The sequence below is a fragment of the Deinococcus maricopensis DSM 21211 genome, assembly GCF_000186385.1.
GTDB lineage: Bacteria > Deinococcota > Deinococci > Deinococcales > Deinococcaceae > Deinococcus_B > Deinococcus_B maricopensis.
This window is the reverse complement of sequence record NC_014958.1, coordinates 771,672-793,258: the sequence shown is the minus strand read 5'-3', so window position 1 is coordinate 793,258 and position 21,587 is coordinate 771,672. Positions and strand designations below refer to the sequence as shown.

Here is a 21,587-nt window from a genome sequence, read left to right as displayed (position 1 = left end):
GACGGCGAGTGTACCACTCGGGCCCCACGCGTCACGCGAGGAGGTTTACTTTTCAAAGTGGTCTGCCGAGTGGGTATGCTGAACCTCACCCATGCCCAGCGACCTGACCGTCACGGCCCACGGCGACGGCGCCGCCCGCGTCCTCACGCCGCACGCGGCGCCCCTCGCGCGCGCCGTGCGCGCCGCGCCGTTCCCGGGCTTCGAGGAGGCCATCCCGGCGCTCGGCGTGCTGCTCGTCACATTCGACCCGCTGGTCACGACGCTGCCAACCGTCCGGGAGGCCCTGAACGCCCACGCGGCCGCCCTCCCGCCCGAAGCGGACCCGACGGCAGCGCGCACCGTCGTGCTTCCGGTGGTGTACGACGGCCCGGATCTCGGCTGGGTGGCCGAGCACGCACGCCTGAGCGTCCCGGAGGTCATCGCGCGGCACACGGGCGCGACGTACCGCGTGGCGTTCCTGGGGTTCACGCCCGGATTCGTGTTCCTGACGGGCACCCCGCCGGAGTTGCAGATGCCGCGCCTGCCCGCGCCGCGCACGGTCGTCCCGGCGGGCAGCGTGGCGCTCGGCGGACCGTGGGCGGGCGTGTACCCGCTCGCGGCGCCCGGCGGGTGGCGCCTGATCGGCCGGACGGCCGCGCGCCTGTTCGACCCGCACCGCGAGCCGCCCACGCTCCTGCGTGACGGCGACACCGTCCGCTTCGAGGTGCAGGGGTGATCCGGGTGCTGAGGCCCGGCACGTTCACGACCGTGCAGGACGCCGGGCGGCGCGCGCGGCACCTGGGCTTTCCCGTGTGCGGCGCGCTCGACGGCGTGGCGCTGCGCCTGAGTAACGCCTTGGTCGGGAACCCGGCGGGCGCGGCGGCGCTGGAGGTCACGCTCAGCGGCCCGACGCTGCACTTTCCCGAGGGGGGCGTGGTGGCCCTGTGCGGCGCGCCGTTCGAGGCGACGCTGGGCGGCGCGCCTCTCCCCCACTGGCGGGCCGTGCCCGTGCCCGCCGGCGGCACCCTGCACCTCGGCGGGGCGCCCGCGGGTGGGCGCACCCTGCTCGCCGTGCGGGGCGCCCTGCCGCTGGGAGCGGTGCTGGGCAGCCTCAGCACGGACGTGCGCGGCGGGTACGGCGGCTTCGAGGGCCGCCCGCTCGCCCGCGGGGACGTCCTGCCGTGGGCGACGGCGCCTGCCGGCCCACCCCCCCGCGCGGCCATTGACCCGGCGCTGCGCAGCGGGCCCGCGCGCCACGTGCGCCTGCGCGTACGCCCGACCTCCGAGGCCACCCCGGAGGTCCTGCGCGCCCTGCTGGGCCGCACGTTCACGGTGAGCGCGCAGGCGGACCGCATGGGCGCCCGCCTGCGCGAGGCGGTGGCTGCGCCCACGCAGGCAGGCCGCGCGAGCGAGGCGAACCTGCTCGGCGGCGTCCAGCTCCCCCCGGACGGCCAGCCGATCGTGCTGCTGAACGACGCGGGCACGCACGGCGGCTACCCGCAGCCCCTCGGCGTGATCCGCGCGGACCGGCACCGCCTCGCGCACCTGCGCCCCGGCGACCGCGTGACGTTCGTGCCCGTCACGCCCGAGGTCGCCACCGCCGCGCTGCGCGCCCTGGAACACGACCTGCGCACCGCCGAGGCCGCGCTCCGCTGGCACTGGGCGAACCCGGCCGCGCGGCCCGGTACACTCAGCCATGCTGAGCATTGACCTGAACGCGGACCTCGGCGAGGGCAGTCCGCACGAGGCGGGCGTCATGCCGTACGTCACCAGCGCGAACATCGCGTGCGGCGGCCACGCCGGGGACGCCGACACCATGCGCCGCAGCGTCCGCCTCGCGCTGCAGCACGGCGTGAGCATCGGCGCGCACCCGGGCTTCCCGGACCGCGAGGGCTTCGGGCGCCGCGCCCTGCACCTCCCGCCGGAACAAGTGCGGACGTTCGTGCGCGCGCAGGTGGAGGCCCTCCGCGCCGTCGCCGTGCAGGAAGGCGCGACGCTCACGCACGTCAAACCGCACGGCATGCTGTACAACATGGCCGCGCAGGATGCGGCGCTCGCCACCGCCATCGCGCAGGGCGCCGCCGACGCGGGCGTGCCGTTGTACTACGGCCTCGCCGGGGACGCCAGCGTGATGCTGGGCGCGGCGCACACCGCCGGCCTCACGCCGGTCGGCGAGGCGTTCGCGGACCGCGGGTACCTGGCGGACGGCACGCTCGTCCCGCGCGGCCAGCCCGGCGACCTGCTGCCCCTCGACGCCGCGATCACGCAGGCGGTGCGCATCGCCACGCAGGCGCAGGCGTTCACGCCAGACGGTCAGGTCGTCCGCGTCCCGGCCGGGACGCTGTGCCTGCACGGCGACGGCGCCGAAGCCGCGCCGCTCGCCCGCGCGCTCCGCGAAGCGCTGGCCGCCGCCGGCGTGCGCGTCACCGCGCCGCACTGAACGCGCACGCCGGCCCCGGCCTCAGCCGTTCCCTTCGCGCTCCAGGCGCTTCTTGGTGTGTTTCGTGGGCGTCGCCGTCCACGGGTCATCGGGCCACGGGTGCTTCGGGTACCGGCCGCGCAGGTCCTTGCGCACCTCGAAGTATCCGCCCTGCCAGAACGAGCGGAGGTCCTGCGTGACCTGCACAGGCCGGCCCGCCGGGGACAGCAGGTGCAGCAGCACCGGCGTGCGCCCCGCGTTCACGGCGGGCGTGTCCGCCAGGCCGAACAGCTCCTGCAGCTTCACGGCGAGGACCGGCGCGGCCCCGTCCGGATGGTACGTGAGGCGCACGCGGCTGCCGCTCGGCACCGTCAGGTGCGTGGGCGTCAGGTCATCGAGCGTGCGGGCCGCGTCCCACGGCACCAGCGCCTGCAGCAGCGTGAAGGTGTCGAGGCGCCCGAGGTCGTCGCGTGTGCGGACACCCCCGAGGTGCGGCGTGAGCCACACGTCCAGCGTGCCGAGCAGCGCCGCGTCCCCCAGGTCCGGGAGGTCCAGGTCCGGGCGCCACGCGCGCAGGGACGCGACGCGCGCCCGCAACTGCACCGCCGCGTCCGACCAGGGCAGCGCGCCCAGGCCAGCCGCGCGTAGGCCCTGCGCCACTGCCGCCGCCCGCGCTTCCGGCGCGAGCTTCTCCAGGCGTTCCTCACGCAGCGTCACGGCGCCCACCTGCCACGCGCGGTGCGCGAGCAGCGCGCCCGTCCGCTCATCCCACCGCACGATGTCCACCGGCACGCTGCGCGCCTCCAGCGCCGCGAGCGGCAACGGCGCCGCGAGGTGCACGGTCCCGTCTGCGTCCCGCGCGTCGAGGTGCGCCACCGCGAGGAACGGCTCACCCAGCAGCGAGTCACCGTCCGCAAGGCGCGCGCCGCGCCCGCCCGCCAGCACGTACCGGCCCGCGCCGCTCGCGCGGGCCCCCGCCACGCGCTCCGGGTACGCGAGCGCCACCAACAGGCCCACCGTGAACGCGTCCGCCGGACGGTCATCCTGCGCGGCCCCCAGCGCCCGCCGCCACTGCCGCGCCAGCTGCTCCGCACGCGCCAGCACGCCCCGGTCGCCCGGCGTGCGCCGCCCCCCGCGGTGCGCGCGCAAGGCGTCCACGCGCGCGGTCAGGTCCGCGCCGCTCCCACGCGGGAACGGGTCGCGCTCCTCCAGCAACGCCGCCACGTCCGCCGCGAGCGCCCCCAGACCGCGCTCCGCCGCGACCGCCAGCAGATGCGCGAGGCGCGGATGCGTCGGGAACGTCAGCAGCCGCGCCCCGTGCGGCGTGAGCCGCCCACCATCGTCCAGAGCGCCCAGTTCCGTCAGGAGGGCGCGCGCTGCCGCCCAGTGCCGCGCGGGCGGCGCGTCCGGCCACGCGAGCGCCGCCGGGTCCGTCACGCCCCACTGCGCCAGGTCCAGCAGGACGCCCGCGAGGTCCGCGTCCATGATTTCCGGCGCGCGCGCCGCCCCCAGCAGCGGCTGCGTCCGCGCCGTCCACAACCGGTACGCCACGCCGGGTGCCACGCGCCCCGCACGGCCCGCCCGCTGATCCGCCGCGTCCCGCGTGACGCGCGCCGTTACCAGCCGCGTCAGGCCACTCCCCGGATCGAACTGCGCGCGCCGCGAGAACCCACCGTCCACCACCGCCCGCACGTTCGGAAGGGTCACGCTCGTCTCCGCGATGTTCGTCGCCAGCACCACACGGCGCAGCCCCTCCAGGTCCGGCAGCAACGCCCGGCGCTGCTCCTCCAGCGGCAGGTCCCCGTACAGCGGCAGGACCCGCACGCCCGGCCCCACGTCCCCCAACAGCGCCTGCGCCGCGCGAATATCCGCGACGCCCGGCAGGAACGCCAGCACGTCCCCGTCCGTGTCCGCCAGCGCGCGCCGCACCGTCGCGGACACCGCGCCCGCCACGGGTGGCTGCGCGTCCGCCGCCGCGTACCGCACCTCCACCGGGTACGCGCGCCCTTCCGACACGATCAGCGGCGCGCGCGCATCCAGACGCGCCGGCAGGTCCGGCGCGAGCGTCGCGCTCATCACGAGCGCGCGCAGGTCGTCGCGGAGCGCCCCCTGCACCTCCCGCGTGAGCGTGTACGCCACGTCCGCCTGCACGCTCCGCTCGTGAAACTCGTCGAACATCACCAGCCCCACGCCCGGCAGCTCCGGGTCGCGCTGCAGATCCCGCGTCAGGATGCCTTCCGTAATGACCTCCAGCCGCGTGCGCGGCCCCACGCGCGACTCGAACCGCACGCGGTACCCGACCGTCTCGCCCACTGCCTCCCCGAGGGACTCCGCGAGGCGCGCCGCGACCGCGCGGGCCGCCACGCGGCGCGGCTGCAGCAGCAGCACCTTGCGGCCCGCAAGCCACGGCTCATTCAGCAGCGCCAGCGGCAACCCGGTACTCTTGCCCGCGCCGGGCGGCGCCTGCAGTATCACCAGCGGGTGCTCGGCGAGCGCCGCACGCAGCGCCGGCAGGGTCTCGAACACAGGCAGGTCCATGGGCGTCACGCGGGCATTCTAGCGGCCGCTCCTGTACGCGAAAGCCGCCGAGGAGACTCCTCGGCGGCTTGACGCCAGCGAACGTTCGCGATCACGAGTCCCCCCCGGTTCCCGTTGCGGCACGACGCCAGTTTTCCCCCCTCACCCTCCAGGAGTAGGGCGAGGCCACGGTCTCACCGGCCTTCGGGCGGGCGTTGCTTCTGCGCGCTCGACGCGGAGTCGAGTGCAGGAAAGCAATCGCCTGATGGGCCCGAGCGCGGTTAACCCCCCACGCCAAAATGGTGCGGACCTGCGAAGTGAGCGCAAGTGTAGCGGTCCGTGCACCTGAACGGCAACCATGGTGAACGGGTCCCCCCGGACCGTTCGGCAGGTGTTGAGGCCTGCAAGGGTGGTCGCCGCGATCTTCAGGCTGACTGCGCAGGCCGTGCCGGCGTGGTGCTCCTGCGCCACGTGGCAGTGCTGGTCGCATGGCGCTGCGGCTGGGAAGCCCCCCGACTTCTTCAGCGCGTGCGCAGTCAGCCGGACGTCCTACAGGTGGGCCTCGATGCGGCGCCAGGAACCCTGCGACGTCTTTCCTGCGTTGAACTTCTGTGCGCCTGAGCGCGAATTTCGCGGGGTCACTCCAGTTCGTAGAACACCGGCATATGGACGAGCAGCAGCGAGTCTACTCGGACGCCATACGCGTCGGTGCGCGGCGGGAGTGTGCGGCCGGCGGCCTGAGCTCGGGGCTGCACGCGAGAGTCGATGGGTGCGGTAGTGGGCTTATATACTGGGCTCGTTTCCCGTCCCGGCATACCTGCCCCCTTAGTTCGTGCCCAGGTCGATGGGGATGCCTCCGCCACCACTGGAGTTCATGGGCGCGAATGTCGTGGGAGCGGTGGCCTGCGCGAGACTTGCGCCGCACAGCAGAAGCGAGAGCACGAGCGTCAGGGCTTTCAGTGGTTTCATTTCGACCCGCCTTTCTGTACTAAAGGATGTTACGGCTATTGTGGACATTCATCCGAGCATCATCCGATTCCGTCGCTACACTCAGAGAGGATGGCTTCTGTTGGCAGTTCGTAGGGCTTTGACACCCCAGGTGGTACAGCCAACTGCTTCATCTAGCGGTCCGTCGAGGGAACCATGGCTCAGAGCAACAACGTTGAGTGCTTGAACGACTTCGATTATCAATCGACGATTGATCTTCTGAGCTCGAAAGATGAGCTGACGTTCCGAGAAAAAGCCCTCCTTGGCGTGAGCCTGTTCCGCACCGCCCGATTTGAGGAGTGCGAGCCTTATTTGCTTGAGGCCCATCAGCACGGGGAAATCGAGGCGTCCGTGGAATACGGAAACCTGTTGCGTGTCCGCGGCCGCACGGTGGAGGCCATCGAGCACCTCCAGCAGGTGCTCCCCCGAACCTCCGGGTTGCACCACTACGCCTGCCTGCGCTGGCTGGGTGCCGCCCTGTATCAGGGGGGGCGGCACGAGGACGCCCTTGAGCGGCTGTCCAGCGCTCTGCACGGCTACGAAACCGCCCAACTGCCGCAGATCGCCCTGCGGGTCCGGGTGATGATCTCCAGCATCTACTTCGCTTCGGGGCAACACGGGCAGGCAAAAGCCATCATCGATCAGTCCCTGCTGCCGCTTGAACAGGCGAGCGACAAACTCCCTTACCTGTCTGCGATGTACAACCTGCTTAACATCGAACTGGAAACCGGCAACGTGGAAAAGGCCGAGGAGTTGATCCGGCTGCTGCACGCCGGCGCCCGCGACCTCGGCAGCCCACGCATGTTGCTGTACGCCAAGATCGGGCAGTCCCAACTGCACCTGATTCTCGGGAGCTACCAGGACTACTTCGCGCTTCTTGAGGACATCCGCCACGAGGCCCTGCAGCTGGGCGAGTACCAGATGATCGAGTGGGCCACGCTTCGGCTCGCCGATCATCATTCCGTTTCGGGGCACCACGCCGAGGCCATCAAACTTCTGCTGGACCTCAACCAGCAGTACCCGCACAAGAGTATGGAAACGCGGCTGCTGGAAGCCCTGATGGCGCGGCGGCGCGGCGACCTGCTCGGCGCGCTGCGGCGCTTCCGTGAAGTGGCGAGTCTCGCCGAAGCCGCCCAGTCGCGGTATACGTCCGTCCGCGCGCAGCTGCACATTGCGTACGTGCATTACCTGCTGAACGACTTCAAGGCTTGCGGGCACGACCTCCTGCCGGCCATTGAGGGCCTGCTCGAAATCGCAGGCGGACGGGGGCCTACCAGCATCCGTCCGGAGCTGGAGGAGCTGAGCGAACTGCTGTACTACGCTTCGCTGCAACCGGAAATGGCGCCGTACCTTCCCAGCGTCATGGAGCATCTCGCGGACCTCAGCGGGGCGATGCCTGCAGACGTGTTCGCACCGTCGTCGACGCTGGAACTCCTGACGCTGGGTCAGCAGTCCGCGTTGAAAAATGGCGTGCCCGTGTCCTTCAGCGTCGCGGGCGTCGTGCCTGTTCTGGTGTATCTGGCGCTGCACCCGGGCAGCACCCGAGGGGACGTGCAGGCCGCGTTGTTCCCCGACCGGGAACCGGAAAGCGCGGGAGCGTATGTCCGGAAATGCCTGCAGGCCATCCGGGAAGGGCTGGGGGGCGACGTCCTGCTGTCCGAAGGGCCCTACCGGGCCCCCAGGTACACCCTCAGCCGCAAGGTGGCCGTGACGCTGGATTCCCAGCGGGCCCTGAAGTTCGCGTCGGAGGGGAACGTGGCGGGTGCGCTCGCCGCGTACCGTGGGGAGTTTCTGCCGGGCTTCTCGGGCAGTGAATGGGTGGACGGCATGCGCGACCGTGTGCGCACGACACTGCTTCTGACGCTTGAACGCCTCATTGGTGAGGCCGAGGCCGCGCACGAGTGGTCACGGGTGGTGCTGCTGGGCAACCAGGCGCTGCGGGTCGACCCCTACGCAGTAGAGATCGCGGAGCGGCGCCTGCGTGCCGCGCGCATCGTGAGTTCGCCCGCTGAGCTGGCCGCGTACGTGGCGGAATGGAACCGTCTGACGAACTGAGCGCCGTGCCGTACCCTGGCGGGATGGACGTGTTGGTGGTGGTGGCGACGGAGGGTGAGGCGGCCTTGTTGCGGGACCTGGGTGTGCGGGTGGTCGTGAGTGGGGTGGGGGCGGTGGCGGCGGCGCTCGCGACGGCGGGGGCGTTGGCGTCCGGGCGGGCGGCGTTGGTGGTGAGCGCGGGGATCGGCGGGGCGTTCGAGGGGTGCGGGGCGGCGCTGGGCGGGGTGGCGGTGTCGTCGCGCATGGTGTACGGGCAGCTGGGCGCGGAGGACGGGGAGGCGTTCCTGCCGTTGGGGGCGTTGGGGTTGGAGGTCGCGCCGGGGAACGTGGGGGTGTTTCCGGCGTGGTCGGGGGCGGCGGCGTTCGCGGGTCGTCTGGGGGCGCCGTTGGGGGCGTTCGTGACGGTGGAGACGGCAACGGGGAGTGCGCGGTCGGCGGCGGCGTTGCGCGCGCGTTATGCGGACGCGGTGATGGAGGGGATGGAGGGGGCGGGCGTGGCGCACGCGGCGTTCCTGGCGGGGGTGCCGGCGGTGGAGGTGCGGGGGGTGAGCAACTGGGTGGGTCCGCGGGACCGGGCGTCGTGGCAGATTGGTGCGGCGTTGCGGGCGGTGCGGGGGGCGTTGGCGGTGCTGGTTAGCTGAGGGGGTCGGTGACGGGGCACAGGACCATCTGGCAGAGGTAGGGGCGGGCGCCGGTGCGGGCGGCGTAGCGGCTGAAGACGCTGAGCAGTTCGGCCTGGAGGGCTTTGGCGTCGGGGTCGTCGAGGTGCAGGGTGGGGTACACGAAGGAGAGCAGGGCGGGGCCGTCGTCGGTCATGGTCCAGTCCTGGTCGGCCTGGCGGGCGAGTTTGGTGTGGATGTGGCCGTCGGGGCCGCGGGCGATGCGCAGGCCCCAGTGGTCGCCGGCGGCGCGCAGGGCGCGGGTGACGTTGCGTTGCACGAGGTGGATGACGTCGCGTTCGGCGGCGGCGAGGTACGTTTCGAGGGTGTCGTGGCGGGTGACTTCGAAGGGGACGAAGTAGGCGCTGGCGGTGGTGCGGTAGAGCTTGATGGGGCGGCCCTGGCGGGGTTGGCGGGTGGGGGCGTGGAGCAGGCCGAGGGTTTCGAGGCGGCGCACGCGGTACAGCAGGTGGTCGAGGGGCATCCCGAGGTGGCGGGCAGCGTCGCTGACGCTGCGGGGGGCGTCCCAGAAGGCGCCGAGGATGCGGGGGGTGCGGGGGTCGAGGAGGGCGTGCGCGGTGGGTTCGTCGCGGACGGTGACGCTACCGGAATCGGGGGGTGTCATTTCCGGTAGGGTACCCGGACACTGCGGGTATGGGTTTGTTCTTCCGTGAGGGTGGCGTGGCGGGTGGTCCGGCGGTGGTGTTTTTGCACGGGGCGGCCGTGTCGGGTTGGATGTGGGCGGACGTGCTGGGCGCGTTTCCGGGCATGCGGACGTTCGCGCCGGACCTGCCGGGCCTGGGGGGGAGTGGCGCGCAGGGGCCGTTCCGGGTGGCGGGCGCGGCTGATGCGGTGGCGGCGTTTATTCGGGCGCAGGTGCCGGAGGGGGCGGCGCATGTGGTGGGGCATTCGTTGGGCGGGGCGGTGGCGGCGCGGTTGCTGGCGGCGCACCCGGAGGTGGTGCGCAGCGCGGTGCTGATCGGGGTGACGGCGCGGCCGGTGCCGTTCGAGCGGGCGTTCGTGGGCGCGTCGTTGCAGGTGGGTGGGTGGGTGCGGCGGCGGCGCGTGCTGGCGGTGCAGGCGCGCCTGCTGGGCGTGCCGGAGGCGTTCCGCGAGGTGTTCGTGCGTGAGCAGCTGGGGCTGACAGCGGAGGCCCTGCGGGCGGTGCTGGAGGAGGGCGTGGCGTTCCGCGTGCCGGGCGGGCCGGGGCCGGGCGTGCCGACACTGGTGCTGGTGGGCGCGCGTGAGGGCGCGCTTAATGTCCGGTCGGCCCAGGACCTGGTGGCGTGGGTGCCGGGGGCGCGGGGGGCGGTGGTGCCGGGCGGGGATCACGCGTGGCTGGGGCGCCGCCCGGACCTGCTGGTGGGGGCACTGCGGGCATGGTGGGGCGGGGCGGCCCTGCCGGGCGATCTGCGGCCTCTGCCTGCCGGGGCGCGTTGAGCGTGGGTCCCGGGCCGGGCGTCAGTGGAAGGGGCAGCGGCGCAGGAGTTCGGCGGACCACGCGGGCGCCTGCGGGAGGAAGTTGGGGGTGACGAGGGTGTCGGTGTAGGTGCGGTGCCATACGGGGGTGGTGGCGGGGCTGAGGGGAGGTACCAGCCAGGACCAGCGGCCGGTGACGGCGCGGCCGGCCTGCGCTTCTTTGTGTTCGAAGCGCACGAAGCGGCGCGTGGCGGTGTGGTGGTCCTCGATTTTGACGCCGTGCGTGTCGAAGCTGTGCAGGACCGCGACGTTGAGTTCGACAAGGGCGCGGTCGCGCCAGAGGGTGCGTTCGCTGCGGGTGTCGAGGCCGAGGGCGCGGGCGACGGCGGGCAGGGTGTTGTAGCGGTCCGTGTCGGCGAGGTTGCGGGCGGCGATTTCGGTGCCCATGTACCAGCCGTTGAAGGGCGCGCAGGTGTAGGTGAGGCCGGCGACGCTGAGGGCGAGGTCGCTGATGGCGGGGAGGGCGTGCCAGCGCAGGCCGAGCTCGGCGATGCGGGGGGCGTCCGGGTGCGTGATGGGCACTTCGTGGACGGCGTCTGGCGGGAGGGTGTAGAGGTGGGTGCGTCCGTGCGCCTGGATGGCGATGGGCAGGACGTCGAAGGGGGTGCGGGGGCCGCCGGTCCAGCCGTGGCGGTGCAGGAAGTCGGTGAGGGGGACGTTTTTGGGGTCGCCGATGATGCGGCCGTCGGGCTGGCGGTAGCCGGCGTAGCGGATGAGTTGGTCGTTCACGAGGCGGACGCCGGGCGCGAAGACGCTCATGGTGGGGCGGAGGTGTCCGCCGTTCCAGGCGTGGCGGAGGTGCTCGACGAGGTGCGTGAAGATGTCGTCGGGGTGGTGGATGTGGCGGAGGTCGCGGACGTGCAGGGACGGCCAGTACAGGCGGCCGATGCATTTGTTGCTGTTGCGCCAGGCGAGTTGGGCGCCGTAGGTGAGTTCGTCGGTGGTGAGGGTGGGGGTGCCGTGGGTGTGGAGGTCGTGGTCGAGCTGGTGGAGACGGTCGTGCAGGCCGGGCAGGGCGCGTTCGTGGTGGTATTGGGTGAGGTAGCGCCTGGCTTCGGTGCGCGCGTGGGGGTGGGTAGGCGCGGGCAGGGCCATGTCGTTCGAGTGTGGCGGCTGGGCGCGCGGCGGAATGTCCCCTTGAATCTCCTTATCAGGAATTTTTCCCAATAAGGAGTAGAGTGGGGGGCATGACTTCGCCCTCGCCGACGTCCACGCCCGCTCAGGCCTTCATTCTGCAGAAGATCCAGCCCGCCCTGCTCGGCCTGATGGATGGCAGCGTCAGCACCCTCGCGCCGCTGTTCGCCACCGCCGGCCTCACGGGCAAGCCCCTCGACGCGTTCTACGTGGGCCTCGCGGCGAGCGTCGGGGCGGGCATCAGCATGGGCCTCGCCGAAGCCCTTAGTGACGACGGCGTCCTGTCCGGGCGCGGGCATCCCACAGCGCGCGGCGTCATCACGGGCTTCGCGACCATCGTGGGCGGGATGCTGCACACCCTGCCGTTCCTGCTCGCCGACCTGCGCGCCGCCCTGACGCTCGCGTACGCGGTTGTGGTCGTGGAGTTGCTCGTCATCGCGTTCATCCGCTACCGCTACATGCGCAGCCCCCTGGCGCAGACGATCACGCAGGTGATTGTGGGCGGCGCGGTGGTGTTCGGCGTGGGCGTGTGGCTCGGGCGTCTCGGCGCGGCCTGAGCCCGCCCACCACAGCAGGCGCGCCGGGGCTCGCCCCGGCGCGCCCCATCAGCCCGCGTCAGACGTGACGGTGCGTGCCGGTGTCGGCGGGGGCGTCACGCCGGGCCGCCACCCAGCCGAAGTACGCGGCGACGGCGGCGGGGCCGGCGTGCAGCCACACGTCGTTGCCGTGCAGCGGAGCGAGGCCGAACATGGTGTTCAGGCCGGGGATCAGGCCCATGATCGCCAGAAGGCCGTACAGCACGGTGAGGCCCCGCGCGAAGCCCACGGACCCGCTGAACGAGCGGGACGCGGCGAGCGCCCACACGCCAATGGCGAGGTGCACGAGGTTGTGCGTGAGGTTCACCGGGAACAGGCCGAGCAGGCGCCCGTGGTTGGCGTGCACGACGAGGTCCGGGCCGGTGGGCGCGGACACGAGGCTGGGAATGAATCCCATGATCCCCACGAGGAGGTAGATGATGCCGATGATGAGCGCAAACGTCCGTACCATGTGCTCCTCCTGGGGCCGGCCACGGGTCGCCCCCAGCCTGCCTTCTCCCGGTCATCGTAGGCGCGTGCGCGCGCGGGTGTGTTCGCGGTGGCCCTCACGGTGCTTTTATGCATGGGCGGCGCCGGGGGCGGCTCAGGTCCGTTCGCCGTGCAGGGTCAGGATGAGGGTGCGGGGGCCGCCGTGGTCGCGGTGCTCGCACAGGTAGAGGCCCTGCCAGGTTCCGAGCGCCAGCGCGCCGTGCCGGACGGGCAGTGTGACGGAGGGGCCGAGCAGGCTGGCTTTGATGTGGGCGGGCATGTCGTCGTCCCCTTCAAGGGTGTGCTCGAAGGCGCGCCAACCGTCGGGCACGGCGTGGTTGAAGTACCGCTCGAAGTCGCGGCGCACGTCCGGGCTGGCGTTCTCGTTGACGGTGAGGCTGGCGCTGGTGTGCTGAATCCACACGTGCAGCAGGCCGGTGCGGACCTGCCGCAGTTCGGGCAGCGCCACCTGGACGTCGCGGGTGATGAGGTGAAAGCCGCGCGGGCGGGGCGGGAGGGTGAGGGTCGTCTGATGCCACATGCGTCAAGGGGTATCTTGCCACCGCGCGGCGCGCCTGTCCGGTGGGCGGCGGATTTGAATTTGACCGCAAGAAACGGATGGTGCCGGTTCGGGCGCCTCGCTACGCTGAGGGTCCGAGGAGGCGTATGACGAGAGCGTTGCTGGACGAAGACCGATGGCAGGCTGTAGTGCAGCGTGAGGCCGCGCAGGATGGGCTGTTCCTGTACGCCGTGCGCACCACCGGCATCTATTGCCGTCCTTCCTGCCCGTCGCGTCGGCCGCGCCGGGAGAACGTGACGTTCTTCGAGGCGGCGGACGCCGCTGAGCGGGCCGGGTTCCGGCCGTGCCGACGCTGCACGCCCAATGAGGTGCACGTCCGGCAGGCCGTGGTGCTGCAGGTGCAGCAGCTGCTCGACACGGCTGAGCCCACGCCGACGCTCGCGCAGCTCGCGGAGGCGGTGGGGGTGAGTGCGTTTCATCTGCAGCGGGTGTTCAAGGCGGCCGTGGGGGTCAGTCCGAAGCAGTACGCGATGGCGCGGCGGGCGGAGCGGTTGAAGCGTCGGCTGAGTGAGGGTGCGAGCGTCACGGTGGCGCTGTATGACGCCGGGCACGCGTCGCCGCGCACGCTGTACGACCGCGCGACCGATCAGCTGGGCATGTCGCCGGGCGCGTACCGCGCGGGCGGGGCGGGGGAGCGCATTGCCTTCACGGTGGCGGAGAGCGCGCAGGGGCCGATGCTGGTGGCCGCGACGGCGCGGGGGCTGGTGGCGGTGCGGTTCGGGGAGGCGGACGCGCTGGAGCGGGAGCTGCGCGGGGAGTACCCGAACGCGGCGCTGGAGCGCTCCGCCGAGGCGGTGGGCGCGTATGTGGAGGCCCTGCAGGCGCATCTGGCGGGCGTGCAGCGGGCGTTGCCGCTGGCGAGTGACGCACCGGGCACGGCGTTTCAGCATCGGGTGTGGGCGGCGCTGCGCGACATTCCGTACGGGGAGACGCGGTCGTACGCGCAGGTCGCGGCGATGATCGGGGCGCCGGCGGCGGTGCGGGCGGTGGCGCGGGCATGCGCGACGAATCCGCTGGCGCTGGTGGTGCCGTGTCACCGGGTGGTGCGGAGTGGTGGGGCGCTCAGCGGTTACCGCTGGGGTGTGGAGCGGAAGCGGGCGTTGCTGGAGCGTGAGCGGGCGGAGGTGGTGGGGCAGGTGGGCGCGGCGCCCTGAGCGCCGGGGGTGGGGGTGGCGGGTACGCTGGACGTGGAATCCGAACTGTGTTACGTTCTAAGCGTAATATAGATTTGGATTTACGAAGCAGGTGACGCCTTGGTCGAACTCACACCCGACAGCATCCTGACCCTCGCCCCCGACGCCAGCAGCGCCAAAAACGCCCGCGGCCTCGCCACCCCCACCAAATGGCCCACCCTGCACGCCACCGACCACGCCCTGTGGGGCGAATGCCAGGGCAGCGGCAAACACCCCTACCTCACCGCCGTGGACCTCCGCGACGCGGGCGGCGCCAGCAAATGCTCCTGCCCCAGCCGCAAGTTCCCCTGCAAACACGCCCTCGCCCTCATGCTCCTGCGCGCCACCCACCCCGGGCACTTCGGCACCACCACCCCCCCCGACGCCATCCAGACCTGGCTCACCGGCCGCAGCGAACGCGCCGAGAAGAAAACCGAAAAGGCCACCCGGGCCGCCGAGCACGCCAGCGCCCCCGCCGCCAATCAACGCCGCGCCGCCCGCGACGCCAAAGTCACCGCCGGCCTCGACGGCCTCGCCCTCTTCCTGCGCGACCTGATCGAAGGCGGCCTCGCCGCCGCGCAACACCGCCCCTACAGCGACTGGGACACCCAGGCCGCGCGCCTCATCGACGCGCAGGCCCCCGGCGCCGCCCGCCTCGTCCGCCACACGCCCGCCCTGCTCAGCCACCCGGACGCGCTGCTCATGCACCTGGGCCGCCTGCACCTGCTGTGCCGCGCCTGGGCAAACCTGACCACCCTCACGCCCGAAGAGGCGCAGGAGGTCCGCAGCGCTGTCGGCTACCCGTTCGACGCCGCCGAAATCCTCGCGCAGCCCCCCATCACCACCGACTGGCACGTGCTCGGGCAGCTCGTCATCGCCGAGGATCACCTCACGGTCCGGCGCACCTGGCTGCACGACGCCACCACCAACCGCGACGCGCTGCTGCTGGACTTCGCGCCGCAGGGCCGCCCCCTCCCGCCCGGCCTGATGGCCCACACCACCGTGCACGCCAGCGTGCACTTCCCCGCCACCGCCCACCCGCAACGCGCCCTCCTTGGCGAAACGGGCGCCCCGCGTCCCCTCGACGTCCGCCTTCCCGAACGCCACCTGGACGACGTGCTCGACCGGCACGCCGCGCAACTCGCCCGCAACCCCTGGCTGGAACGCAGCGCGCACCACGTCACCCGCGTGCGCTTCGCGCCCGGCGCGCCCTGGCACCTCGTGGACGCGCGCGGGCAGGCGCTCCCCCTGGGCGGCACGGACCACGACCTGTTCCGCCTGCACGCCCTCGGCGGCGGGCAGGCCCTCACCTGCTTCGGCGAGTGGGACGGCGCGATCTTCACGCCCCTCAGCCTGCTGGAGGTCCACCATGACTGACGCCTGGACAGCCCTGCGGCAGGCCGCGGCGCTCGGCACCGCCCGCGCCCCCCTCCCCCCACGCACCCCGAACGAACCCGCGCTGCCCGCACGGAACGACGCGGCCCTCGCCCTGCTGGACCGCGCCGCCGTCCTCGGCGCCGCGCGTCTCGCCGGACGCACCACCCGCCCCGCCCCGCAGGAGCCCACCGCCCCTGCCCCGCCCGAACCCACCCCGCCCGTCAGCGACCGCGCCGCCGCGCTGCTCGGCACCGTGCTCGCGCAGCGCCCCATGCTGCTCGCGTGGCTGGGCGCCTGCACTGCCGCCGGACAGCACCTCCCCGCCCGCTGGCTGCCGGACGTGCTGGACCTCACCGCCAGCGACCCGGACGTCCGCCGCGCCGTGCGGCCCGTCCTGGGCGCGCGCGGCACCTGGCTCGCCCGGCAGAACCCGCAGTGGCGCTTCGCGCTGCCCGCCGCCCTCCCCGACGAGGACACCTGGACGAACGCGACGCCCGCCGTACGTGAGGAACTGTTCCGCGCCGCCCGCGAAGCCGACCCGGACGCCGCCCGCACGTTCCTCGCCGCGCGCTTCCCGCAGGAACGCGGCGAAATGCAGGAACGGCTGCTGCGCGTCCTGCTGGGCACCCTCGACGACGCCGACGCCACCCTCGAAGCCACGCTGGACGCCGCCCGCGCCGGCCGCAACAAGAACGCGCAGGCGCTCGCCGCGCAGCTCCTCCGGCGCCTGCCCGGCACCGCCTACCAGGCGCGCATGGAAGCCCGCCTGCGCGCCCTCGTGCGCCTCCCCCCCGAAGCGACAGGCCTCGCGAAACTCAACCCGCTGCGCGACACCAAACCCACCCTGAACGACTACGTGCCCGACGCGGACGCGCACCGCGACGACCTGCCCGCCGGCCCCCTCAAGGCGCACGACGCCCTGCGCGCCCTGCTGCCCCTGATGCACCCGCAGGCGGTCCTGAACGTCCTCGGGCCGGACGCGGCGCTCGCCGTGCGGCGCGCCGTGCAGCTCAACGCCCTGAAGGCCCTCGAAGAAGCGCACGCGAACGCTCCCGGCGGCGACCTCGCGCAGGCCCTCACCAAAACCCGCCGCCACCAGGCCGCCGATGACCTCATCGCGCACCTGCCGCCCGCGGACCTCGAAGCGCACGTCCTCGCGTGGCTGGAAGGCACCCCCAACTGGCACGACGGGCACCACAGCGGCCTGCACCACCTGCCCGCCCCGTGGAACGCCCGCGTGAGTGCCGCCGCCGTCGCCGCCCTCGCCCGCACCGCCCCGCGCGACGCGCCATCCCCCCAGCAACGCCCCGACTACAGCTTCCGCTGGCGCTGGGCGTCCGCCGTGGGGGACGCCGCCGTGAACGCCAGCGTCCACACCCCCCTGCCGGACCTGCCGGACCTGCCGGACAACGTCACCGACGACGCCCGCCAGCAGTGGAACGACCTCACCCACACCCTGCTTCTCCGCCGCGAGATTCTGGCGGCATTCGACCTCAAGGAGCCCGCATGACCCCCACCCCGAACGTCCTCCGCCAGCACGCCGAACACGCCTACGCCCACGAACTCACCGCGCTCGCGCAGCACGACACGCACCCGCGCCCGCCGAAATGGAACCTCAGCCCCCGCGCCGTCGTGACGTACCTGATGGGCGGCACCCTCGGGGACGGCACCGTCATCACGCCCAAATACGTCGGCGACCAGCGCCTCATGGAAGTGGCCGTCGCCACGCTCGCCACGGACCGCGCGCTGCTGCTGATCGGCGTGCCCGGCACCGCGAAAAGCTGGGTGAGCGAACACCTCGCCGCCGCCATCAGCGGCGACAGCACCCTGCTCGTGCAGGGCACCGCCGGCACCAGCGAAGAAGCCATCCGTTACGGCTGGAACTACGCGCGCCTCCTCGCAGACGGCCCCAGCGAGGCGGCCCTCGTGGAAAGCCCGGTCATGCACGCCATGCGCGAAGGCAAGATCGCGCGCCTCGAAGAACTCACGCGCGTACCGAGCGACGTGCAGGACACCCTCATCACCGTCCTCAGCGAGAAGACCCTCCCCGTGCCGGAACTGCGCACCGAGGTGCAGGCGACGCGCGGCTTCAACATGATCGCCACCGCCAACAACCGCGACAAGGGCGTGAACGAACTGTCCAGCGCCCTGAAGCGCCGCTTCAACACCGTCGTCCTGCCCACCCCCGCCACGCTCGACGAGGAGGTCAGCATCGTCACGCAGCGGGTGCAGCAGCTCGGGCGCGCGCTCGGCCTGCCGGACGTGCCCCCCGCGCACGAGCAGGTGCGGCGCGTCATCACCGTGTTCCGCGAGTTGCGCGGCGGCGCCACCCTCGACGGCAAAACCACCCTGAAATCCCCGAGCGGCACGCTGAGCACCGCCGAAGCGATCAGCGTCATGAACCAGAGCCTCACGCTCGCCGCGCACTTCGGCGACGGCACCCCCACCGCGCACGACCTCGCCGCGAGCCTCACGGGCGCCGTCATCAAGGACCCCGCGCAGGACCCCGTCATCTGGCGTGAGTACCTGGAAACCGCCATGAAGAAACGCGCCGGCTGGGGCGACTTCTACAGCGCCTGCCGCGAGGTAGGCTGATGCCCGACGCGGCGGTGCAGGTGTTCCCCATCCGGCACCACGGCCCCGGGTCGGCGCGCAGCCTGCTGGGCGCGCTGGAGGCGCTGCAGCCGGACGTGGTGCTGGTGGAGGGCCCCGCCGACGCGGACGCGCTGCTGCCGTTCCTGGCGCACGAGGCGCTGGTGCCGCCGGTGGCGCTGCTGGCGTACGTGCCGGGCGAGGAGGGCCGCAGCGTGATGTACCCGTTCGCGGCGTTCAGCCCGGAGTTCGTGGCGTTCCGCTGGGCGCTGCAGCGCGGGGTGCGCGCGGGCTTCATGGACCTGCCGTCGAGCGTGACGCTCGCCGAGCGGGATGTTCCGGAAGCCCCTCAGGACACCACGGAAAACGAGGCGGTGCCTGCCGAGCCCTCCCCAGCCGACCTGCTGCGCCGGGACCCGCTGGGCACCATGGCGCGCGCGGCGGGCTTCACGGACTTCGAGCGGTGGTGGGAAGCACTCGCGGAAGCCGCGCCGAGCGGCGAGGACGTGTTCGCGGCGGTGCGGGACCTGATGCGCGTGGCGCGCGAGGACCATGACCTGCCGGAACGCGAGGCGCAACGCGAAGCGCAGATGCGCCAGACGATCCGCGCGGCGCTCAAAGCGGGCGCGCAGCGCGTGGCGGTCGTGTGCGGCGCGTGGCACGCGCCCGCGCTGGAGGACCTGGACGCCCGAGGCAGGGCGAAGGAGGACGCGGCACTCCTGAAGGGCCTGCCGAAGGTGAAGACGAGCGTGACGTGGGTGCCGTGGTCGCATGACCGCCTCACGTACGCGAGCGGGTACGGCGCGGGCGTGCATTCGCCCGGGTGGTACGCGCACCTGTGGGCCGGGCACGCGCGGCCCGTGGAGACGTGGCTGACCGAGGCGGCGCGGATGCTGCGCGGGCGCGGCGTGGACATTTCGAGCGCGCACGTGATCGAGGCGTCGCGCCTGGCCGAGGCGCTCGCGGCGCTGCGCGGGCTGCCGCTCGCGGGCCTGCCGGAGCTGATGGAGGCGGCGCGCGCCGTGTTCACGTGGGTGAGTGACGCGCCCCTGCAGCTGATCGAGCAGGAACTGGTGATCGGCACGGCGCTGGGGGTCGTGCCGACCGACGTGCCGAGCGTGCCGCTCGCGCAGGACGTGGCCGCGCAGCAAAAGACCCTGCGGCTCAAGCCGGAAACGGTGGTGCGCGAGGTGACGCTCGACCTGCGCGAGGATGCCGGGCTGGCGCGGAGTGTGTTCCTGCACCGCCTGAACGTGCTGGGCGTGCCGTGGGGTGAGCGGCGGTACGTGGGCGGGCGCGGCACGTTCAAGGAGGCGTGGGCGCTGAAGTGGATGCCGGAGTTCGCGGTGCGCCTGGTGGAGGCCTCGCGGTACGGCGGGACGGTCGTGCGCGCCGCAAATGCGCGCGCGGCGCAGGTGGCGCGGGCGGCGCGGACCCTCCCTGAACTTACGGGCCTGCTGGAGGACGTGCGCGCCGCGAACCTGCGGGACGCGGCGCGCGTGGCGCTCGCGCAGCTGGACGCGCGCGGGGCGGCCACGTCGGACGCGGCGGAACTGCTGGGCGCGCTGCCGCCGCTCGCGCGGCTCGCGCGGTACGGGGACGTGCGCTCCCGCGAGGAGGACGAGGGCGCACTGGAGGTGTTCCGCACGCTGCTCACGCGCGGCGCGCTGAACCTGCCGGGCGCGGCGCTGAACCTCGCGGACGACGCGGCGCAGGCGCTCGTGCGGGTCGTGGCGGACGCGGACGCGGCGGTGCGGCTCGTGAACGACGAGGAGTGCCAGGGCGTGTGGCTCGCGGCGCTGCACGAGCTGGCCGGGCAGGACGGCGCGCATGACCTGCTGCTGGGCGACGCGACCCGCCGCCTGCGCGATGCGGGCACGCTCGCGGAGGGCGACGTGCGCGCGCGCGTGGGGCTGGCGCTGGCGCCCGCGCGTTCGCCCGTGGCGGTGAGCGCGTGGCTGGACGGGTTTCTCGGTGCGGACGCGACGCTGCTGCTGCACGACGCGCGCCTGCTGAACCTGCTGGACACCTGGCTGGCGGGCCTGCCGGACGAGGCGTTCGAGGGGGTGCTGCCGCCGCTGCGGCGGGTGTTCTCGCGCCTCAGCGTCGGGGACCGCCGGGAACTCGGGGAGCAGGTGCGCGGGCACCGGCGCGGCGGTGAGGTCGTGGAGGTCCACGAGGCGCGGTCGGCGCTGCCCGTGCCGTTCGTGCTCAGGCTGCTGGGGGTGAATGCATGACCACAGGAACGGAAGAACGCCTGCGGCGCTGGCGGCTGGTGCTGGGCGGCGGCAGCGCCGACGGGACCGGCTGCGCGCTGGGCGGGCAGGACGAGCGGATCGACGCGGCCCTGGCCGCGGTGTACGGCGACGCGGAAGGCGGCGAGGTGGAGCGCAAGGACCGCCTGAACGTCGGGCGCGGCAAGAGCGCCCCGAAAGTGGCGCGCTGGCTCGCGGAGGTGCGGGAGCTGTTCCCGCAGGGCACCGTGAAGGTGATGCAGCAGGACGCCATCGAGCGGCTGAACCTGAAGCAGCTGCTGCTGGAGCCGGAACTCATGGACGCCGTCGAGCCGGACGTGAACCTCGCGGTGACGCTGCTGAGCCTCAAGGACGTGATGCCGGACGCCGCGAAGGAACGCGCGCGCAGCGTGGTGCGGCACGTGACGGACGAACTCACGCGCCGCCTGGAGGAGCCGCTGCGCGCCGCCGTGACCGGCACGCTGAACCGCGCGGCCCGCACGAACCGCCCGCGCCCGCGGGACATCGACTGGGGCCGCACGATCCGCGCGAACCTGGGCACGTACCAGCCGGACCGGCGGACCATCATCCCGGAGCGCCTGGTGGGGTACGCGCGCGCGCGGCGGCAGATGCGGAGCGTGACGCTATGCGTCGACCAGAGCGGCAGCATGGCGGACAGCGTCGTGTACGCGGGCGTGTTCGGCGCGGTCCTCGCGAGCCTGCCCGCCATCAAGACGAACGTGGTGGTGTACGACACGGCGGTCGTGGACCTCACGGATCAGCTGCAGGACCCGGTGGACGTACTGTTCGGCGTGCAGCTGGGCGGCGGGAACGACACGCCGCTCGCGCTGCGGTACTGCAAGGACCTGCTGACGCAGCCGGAGGAGAGCATTTTCGTGCTGATCAGCGACCTGTACGAAGGCTCCGGCAGCGCGGAGATGCTGCGGCGCCTGCGGGAGTTCCGGGACATGGGCGTGCAGGTGGTCGTGCTGCTCGCACTGGACCGCAACGGGAAGCCGAGCTTCGACCGGCAGAACGCTTCGGCGCTCGCGGGCATGGGGATCCCGGTGTTCGCGTGCACGCCCGAGCACTTCCCGGACCTGATGGCGGCCGCGCTGGGCCGGCAGGACGTGAGCGCGTGGGCGTCCGCGCGGGGCATGCCCGTCGTGCACGACGAGGGCCTCGAAGGGTAGCGGGCGCGGTCCGGGCGGCGCTCACCACAGTCACGCGGACCCCCACGGCATGTGCGTTCAGGAAGCAGGACCACCCCCGGCGGGGGCGGCCCTGCTTCCTGTGGATCGGGGCACCTGCGTGGGTGCCGCTTTCACGCGCTTTCCGG

General features: G+C 72.9%; 19 protein-coding genes. 13 read left to right on the top strand and 6 right to left on the bottom strand.

What is annotated here, in order from left to right; genetic code table 11:
- The first annotated feature begins 91 nt into the window (after positions 1–91).
- The 3 genes from pxpB to DEIMA_RS03530 are packed head-to-tail and all read left to right on the top strand — an operon-like array spanning position 92 to position 2,419.
- Positions 92–715, top strand: coding sequence for a 5-oxoprolinase subunit PxpB (gene pxpB, locus DEIMA_RS03540; protein ID WP_013555858.1), 624 nt, complete (start codon positions 92–94; stop codon positions 713–715).
- Positions 712–1,689, top strand: a complete 978-nt coding sequence (locus DEIMA_RS03535; protein WP_013555857.1) for a 5-oxoprolinase subunit C family protein — start codon at positions 712–714, stop codon at positions 1,687–1,689. Before pxpB ends, DEIMA_RS03535 begins: the two co-directional genes overlap by 4 nt.
- Positions 1,676–2,419, top strand: a complete 744-nt coding sequence (locus DEIMA_RS03530) for a 5-oxoprolinase subunit PxpA (RefSeq protein WP_013555856.1) — start codon at positions 1,676–1,678, stop codon at positions 2,417–2,419. Before DEIMA_RS03535 ends, DEIMA_RS03530 begins: the two co-directional genes overlap by 14 nt.
- A gap of 21 nt (positions 2,420–2,440) precedes the next feature.
- On the opposite strand, the gene hrpB is transcribed toward DEIMA_RS03530, so the two are convergent.
- Positions 2,441–4,936 (bottom strand): ATP-dependent helicase HrpB, encoded by a 2,496-nt coding sequence (gene hrpB, locus DEIMA_RS03525; RefSeq protein ID WP_013555855.1) that lies wholly within the window; start codon positions 4,934–4,936, stop codon positions 2,441–2,443.
- Positions 4,937–5,740: 804 nt separating this feature from the next.
- Positions 5,741–5,884: a hypothetical protein gene (locus DEIMA_RS18160; protein ID WP_013555854.1), complete on the bottom strand. Its 144-nt coding sequence runs from the start codon at positions 5,882–5,884 to the stop codon at positions 5,741–5,743.
- 201 nt (positions 5,885–6,085) lie between these two features.
- Between DEIMA_RS18160 and DEIMA_RS03520 the strand changes: the two genes are divergently transcribed.
- Both DEIMA_RS03520 and mqnB read left to right on the top strand, forming a co-directional pair.
- Entirely contained in the window at positions 6,086–7,957 is a 1,872-nt protein-coding gene (locus DEIMA_RS03520) for a hypothetical protein (protein WP_148234892.1), read from the top strand.
- Between the two features lie 23 nt (positions 7,958–7,980).
- Complete coding sequence (gene mqnB, locus DEIMA_RS03515; protein ID WP_043816431.1) at positions 7,981–8,598, top strand: futalosine hydrolase; 618 nt, start codon at positions 7,981–7,983, stop codon at positions 8,596–8,598.
- On the opposite strand, the gene DEIMA_RS03510 is transcribed toward mqnB, so the two are convergent.
- A complete protein-coding gene (locus DEIMA_RS03510; RefSeq protein ID WP_013555851.1) occupies positions 8,591–9,241 on the bottom strand; it encodes a winged helix-turn-helix domain-containing protein in 651 nt (216 codons plus the stop codon). The genes mqnB and DEIMA_RS03510 overlap by 8 nt on opposite strands.
- A 29-nt stretch (positions 9,242–9,270) precedes the next feature.
- Here DEIMA_RS03510 and DEIMA_RS16735 point away from each other — a divergent pair, with 29 nt between their 5' ends.
- The gene (locus DEIMA_RS16735; RefSeq protein ID WP_013555850.1) at positions 9,271–10,056 is read left to right on the top strand and encodes an alpha/beta fold hydrolase; all 786 of its coding nucleotides are present in this window, start codon (positions 9,271–9,273) and stop codon (positions 10,054–10,056) included.
- A 21-nt stretch (positions 10,057–10,077) separates the two neighbouring features.
- Here the strand turns inward: DEIMA_RS16735 and DEIMA_RS03500 are convergent, their stop codons facing one another.
- Entirely contained in the window at positions 10,078–11,190 is a 1,113-nt protein-coding gene (locus tag DEIMA_RS03500; protein WP_013555849.1) for a nitric oxide synthase oxygenase, read from the bottom strand.
- Positions 11,191–11,282: 92 nt separating this feature from the next.
- Between DEIMA_RS03500 and DEIMA_RS03495 the strand changes: the two genes are divergently transcribed.
- Positions 11,283–11,786, top strand: a complete 504-nt coding sequence (locus DEIMA_RS03495; protein WP_043816430.1) for a VIT1/CCC1 transporter family protein — start codon at positions 11,283–11,285, stop codon at positions 11,784–11,786.
- Between the two features lie 58 nt (positions 11,787–11,844).
- Here the strand turns inward: DEIMA_RS03495 and DEIMA_RS03490 are convergent, their stop codons facing one another.
- Together DEIMA_RS03490 and DEIMA_RS03485 are read right to left on the bottom strand one after the other, a co-directional pair.
- Positions 11,845–12,276, bottom strand: a complete 432-nt coding sequence (locus DEIMA_RS03490) for a DUF4383 domain-containing protein (RefSeq protein ID WP_013555848.1) — start codon at positions 12,274–12,276, stop codon at positions 11,845–11,847.
- A 132-nt stretch (positions 12,277–12,408) separates the two neighbouring features.
- Positions 12,409–12,834, bottom strand: coding sequence for a secondary thiamine-phosphate synthase enzyme YjbQ (locus DEIMA_RS03485; RefSeq protein ID WP_013555847.1), 426 nt, complete (start codon positions 12,832–12,834; stop codon positions 12,409–12,411).
- Positions 12,835–12,959: 125 nt separating this feature from the next.
- Between DEIMA_RS03485 and ada the strand changes: the two genes are divergently transcribed.
- The 6 genes from ada to DEIMA_RS03455 all read left to right on the top strand — a co-directional run bounded on the left by ada (position 12,960) and on the right by DEIMA_RS03455 (position 21,441).
- Positions 12,960–14,027 (top strand): bifunctional DNA-binding transcriptional regulator/O6-methylguanine-DNA methyltransferase Ada, encoded by a 1,068-nt coding sequence (gene ada, locus DEIMA_RS03480; protein WP_013555846.1) that lies wholly within the window; start codon positions 12,960–12,962, stop codon positions 14,025–14,027.
- Between the two features lie 99 nt (positions 14,028–14,126).
- Positions 14,127–15,422, top strand: coding sequence for an SWIM zinc finger family protein (locus DEIMA_RS03475; protein ID WP_013555845.1), 1,296 nt, complete (start codon positions 14,127–14,129; stop codon positions 15,420–15,422).
- On the top strand, positions 15,415–16,932 hold the full coding sequence (locus DEIMA_RS16730; RefSeq protein WP_013555844.1) for a DUF5691 domain-containing protein: 1,518 nt from the start codon (positions 15,415–15,417) through the stop codon (positions 16,930–16,932). The genes DEIMA_RS03475 and DEIMA_RS16730 overlap by 8 nt, the downstream gene beginning before the upstream one ends.
- Positions 16,929–18,017 (top strand): ATP-binding protein, encoded by a 1,089-nt coding sequence (locus tag DEIMA_RS03465; RefSeq protein WP_013555843.1) that lies wholly within the window; start codon positions 16,929–16,931, stop codon positions 18,015–18,017. Before DEIMA_RS16730 ends, DEIMA_RS03465 begins: the two co-directional genes overlap by 4 nt.
- Positions 18,017–20,251 (top strand): DUF5682 family protein, encoded by a 2,235-nt coding sequence (locus DEIMA_RS03460; protein ID WP_013555842.1) that lies wholly within the window; start codon positions 18,017–18,019, stop codon positions 20,249–20,251. The genes DEIMA_RS03465 and DEIMA_RS03460 overlap by 1 nt, the downstream gene beginning before the upstream one ends.
- Positions 20,248–21,441, top strand: a complete 1,194-nt coding sequence (locus DEIMA_RS03455) for a VWA domain-containing protein (protein WP_013555841.1) — start codon at positions 20,248–20,250, stop codon at positions 21,439–21,441. The genes DEIMA_RS03460 and DEIMA_RS03455 overlap by 4 nt, the downstream gene beginning before the upstream one ends.
- Positions 21,442–21,587 lie beyond the last annotated feature (146 nt).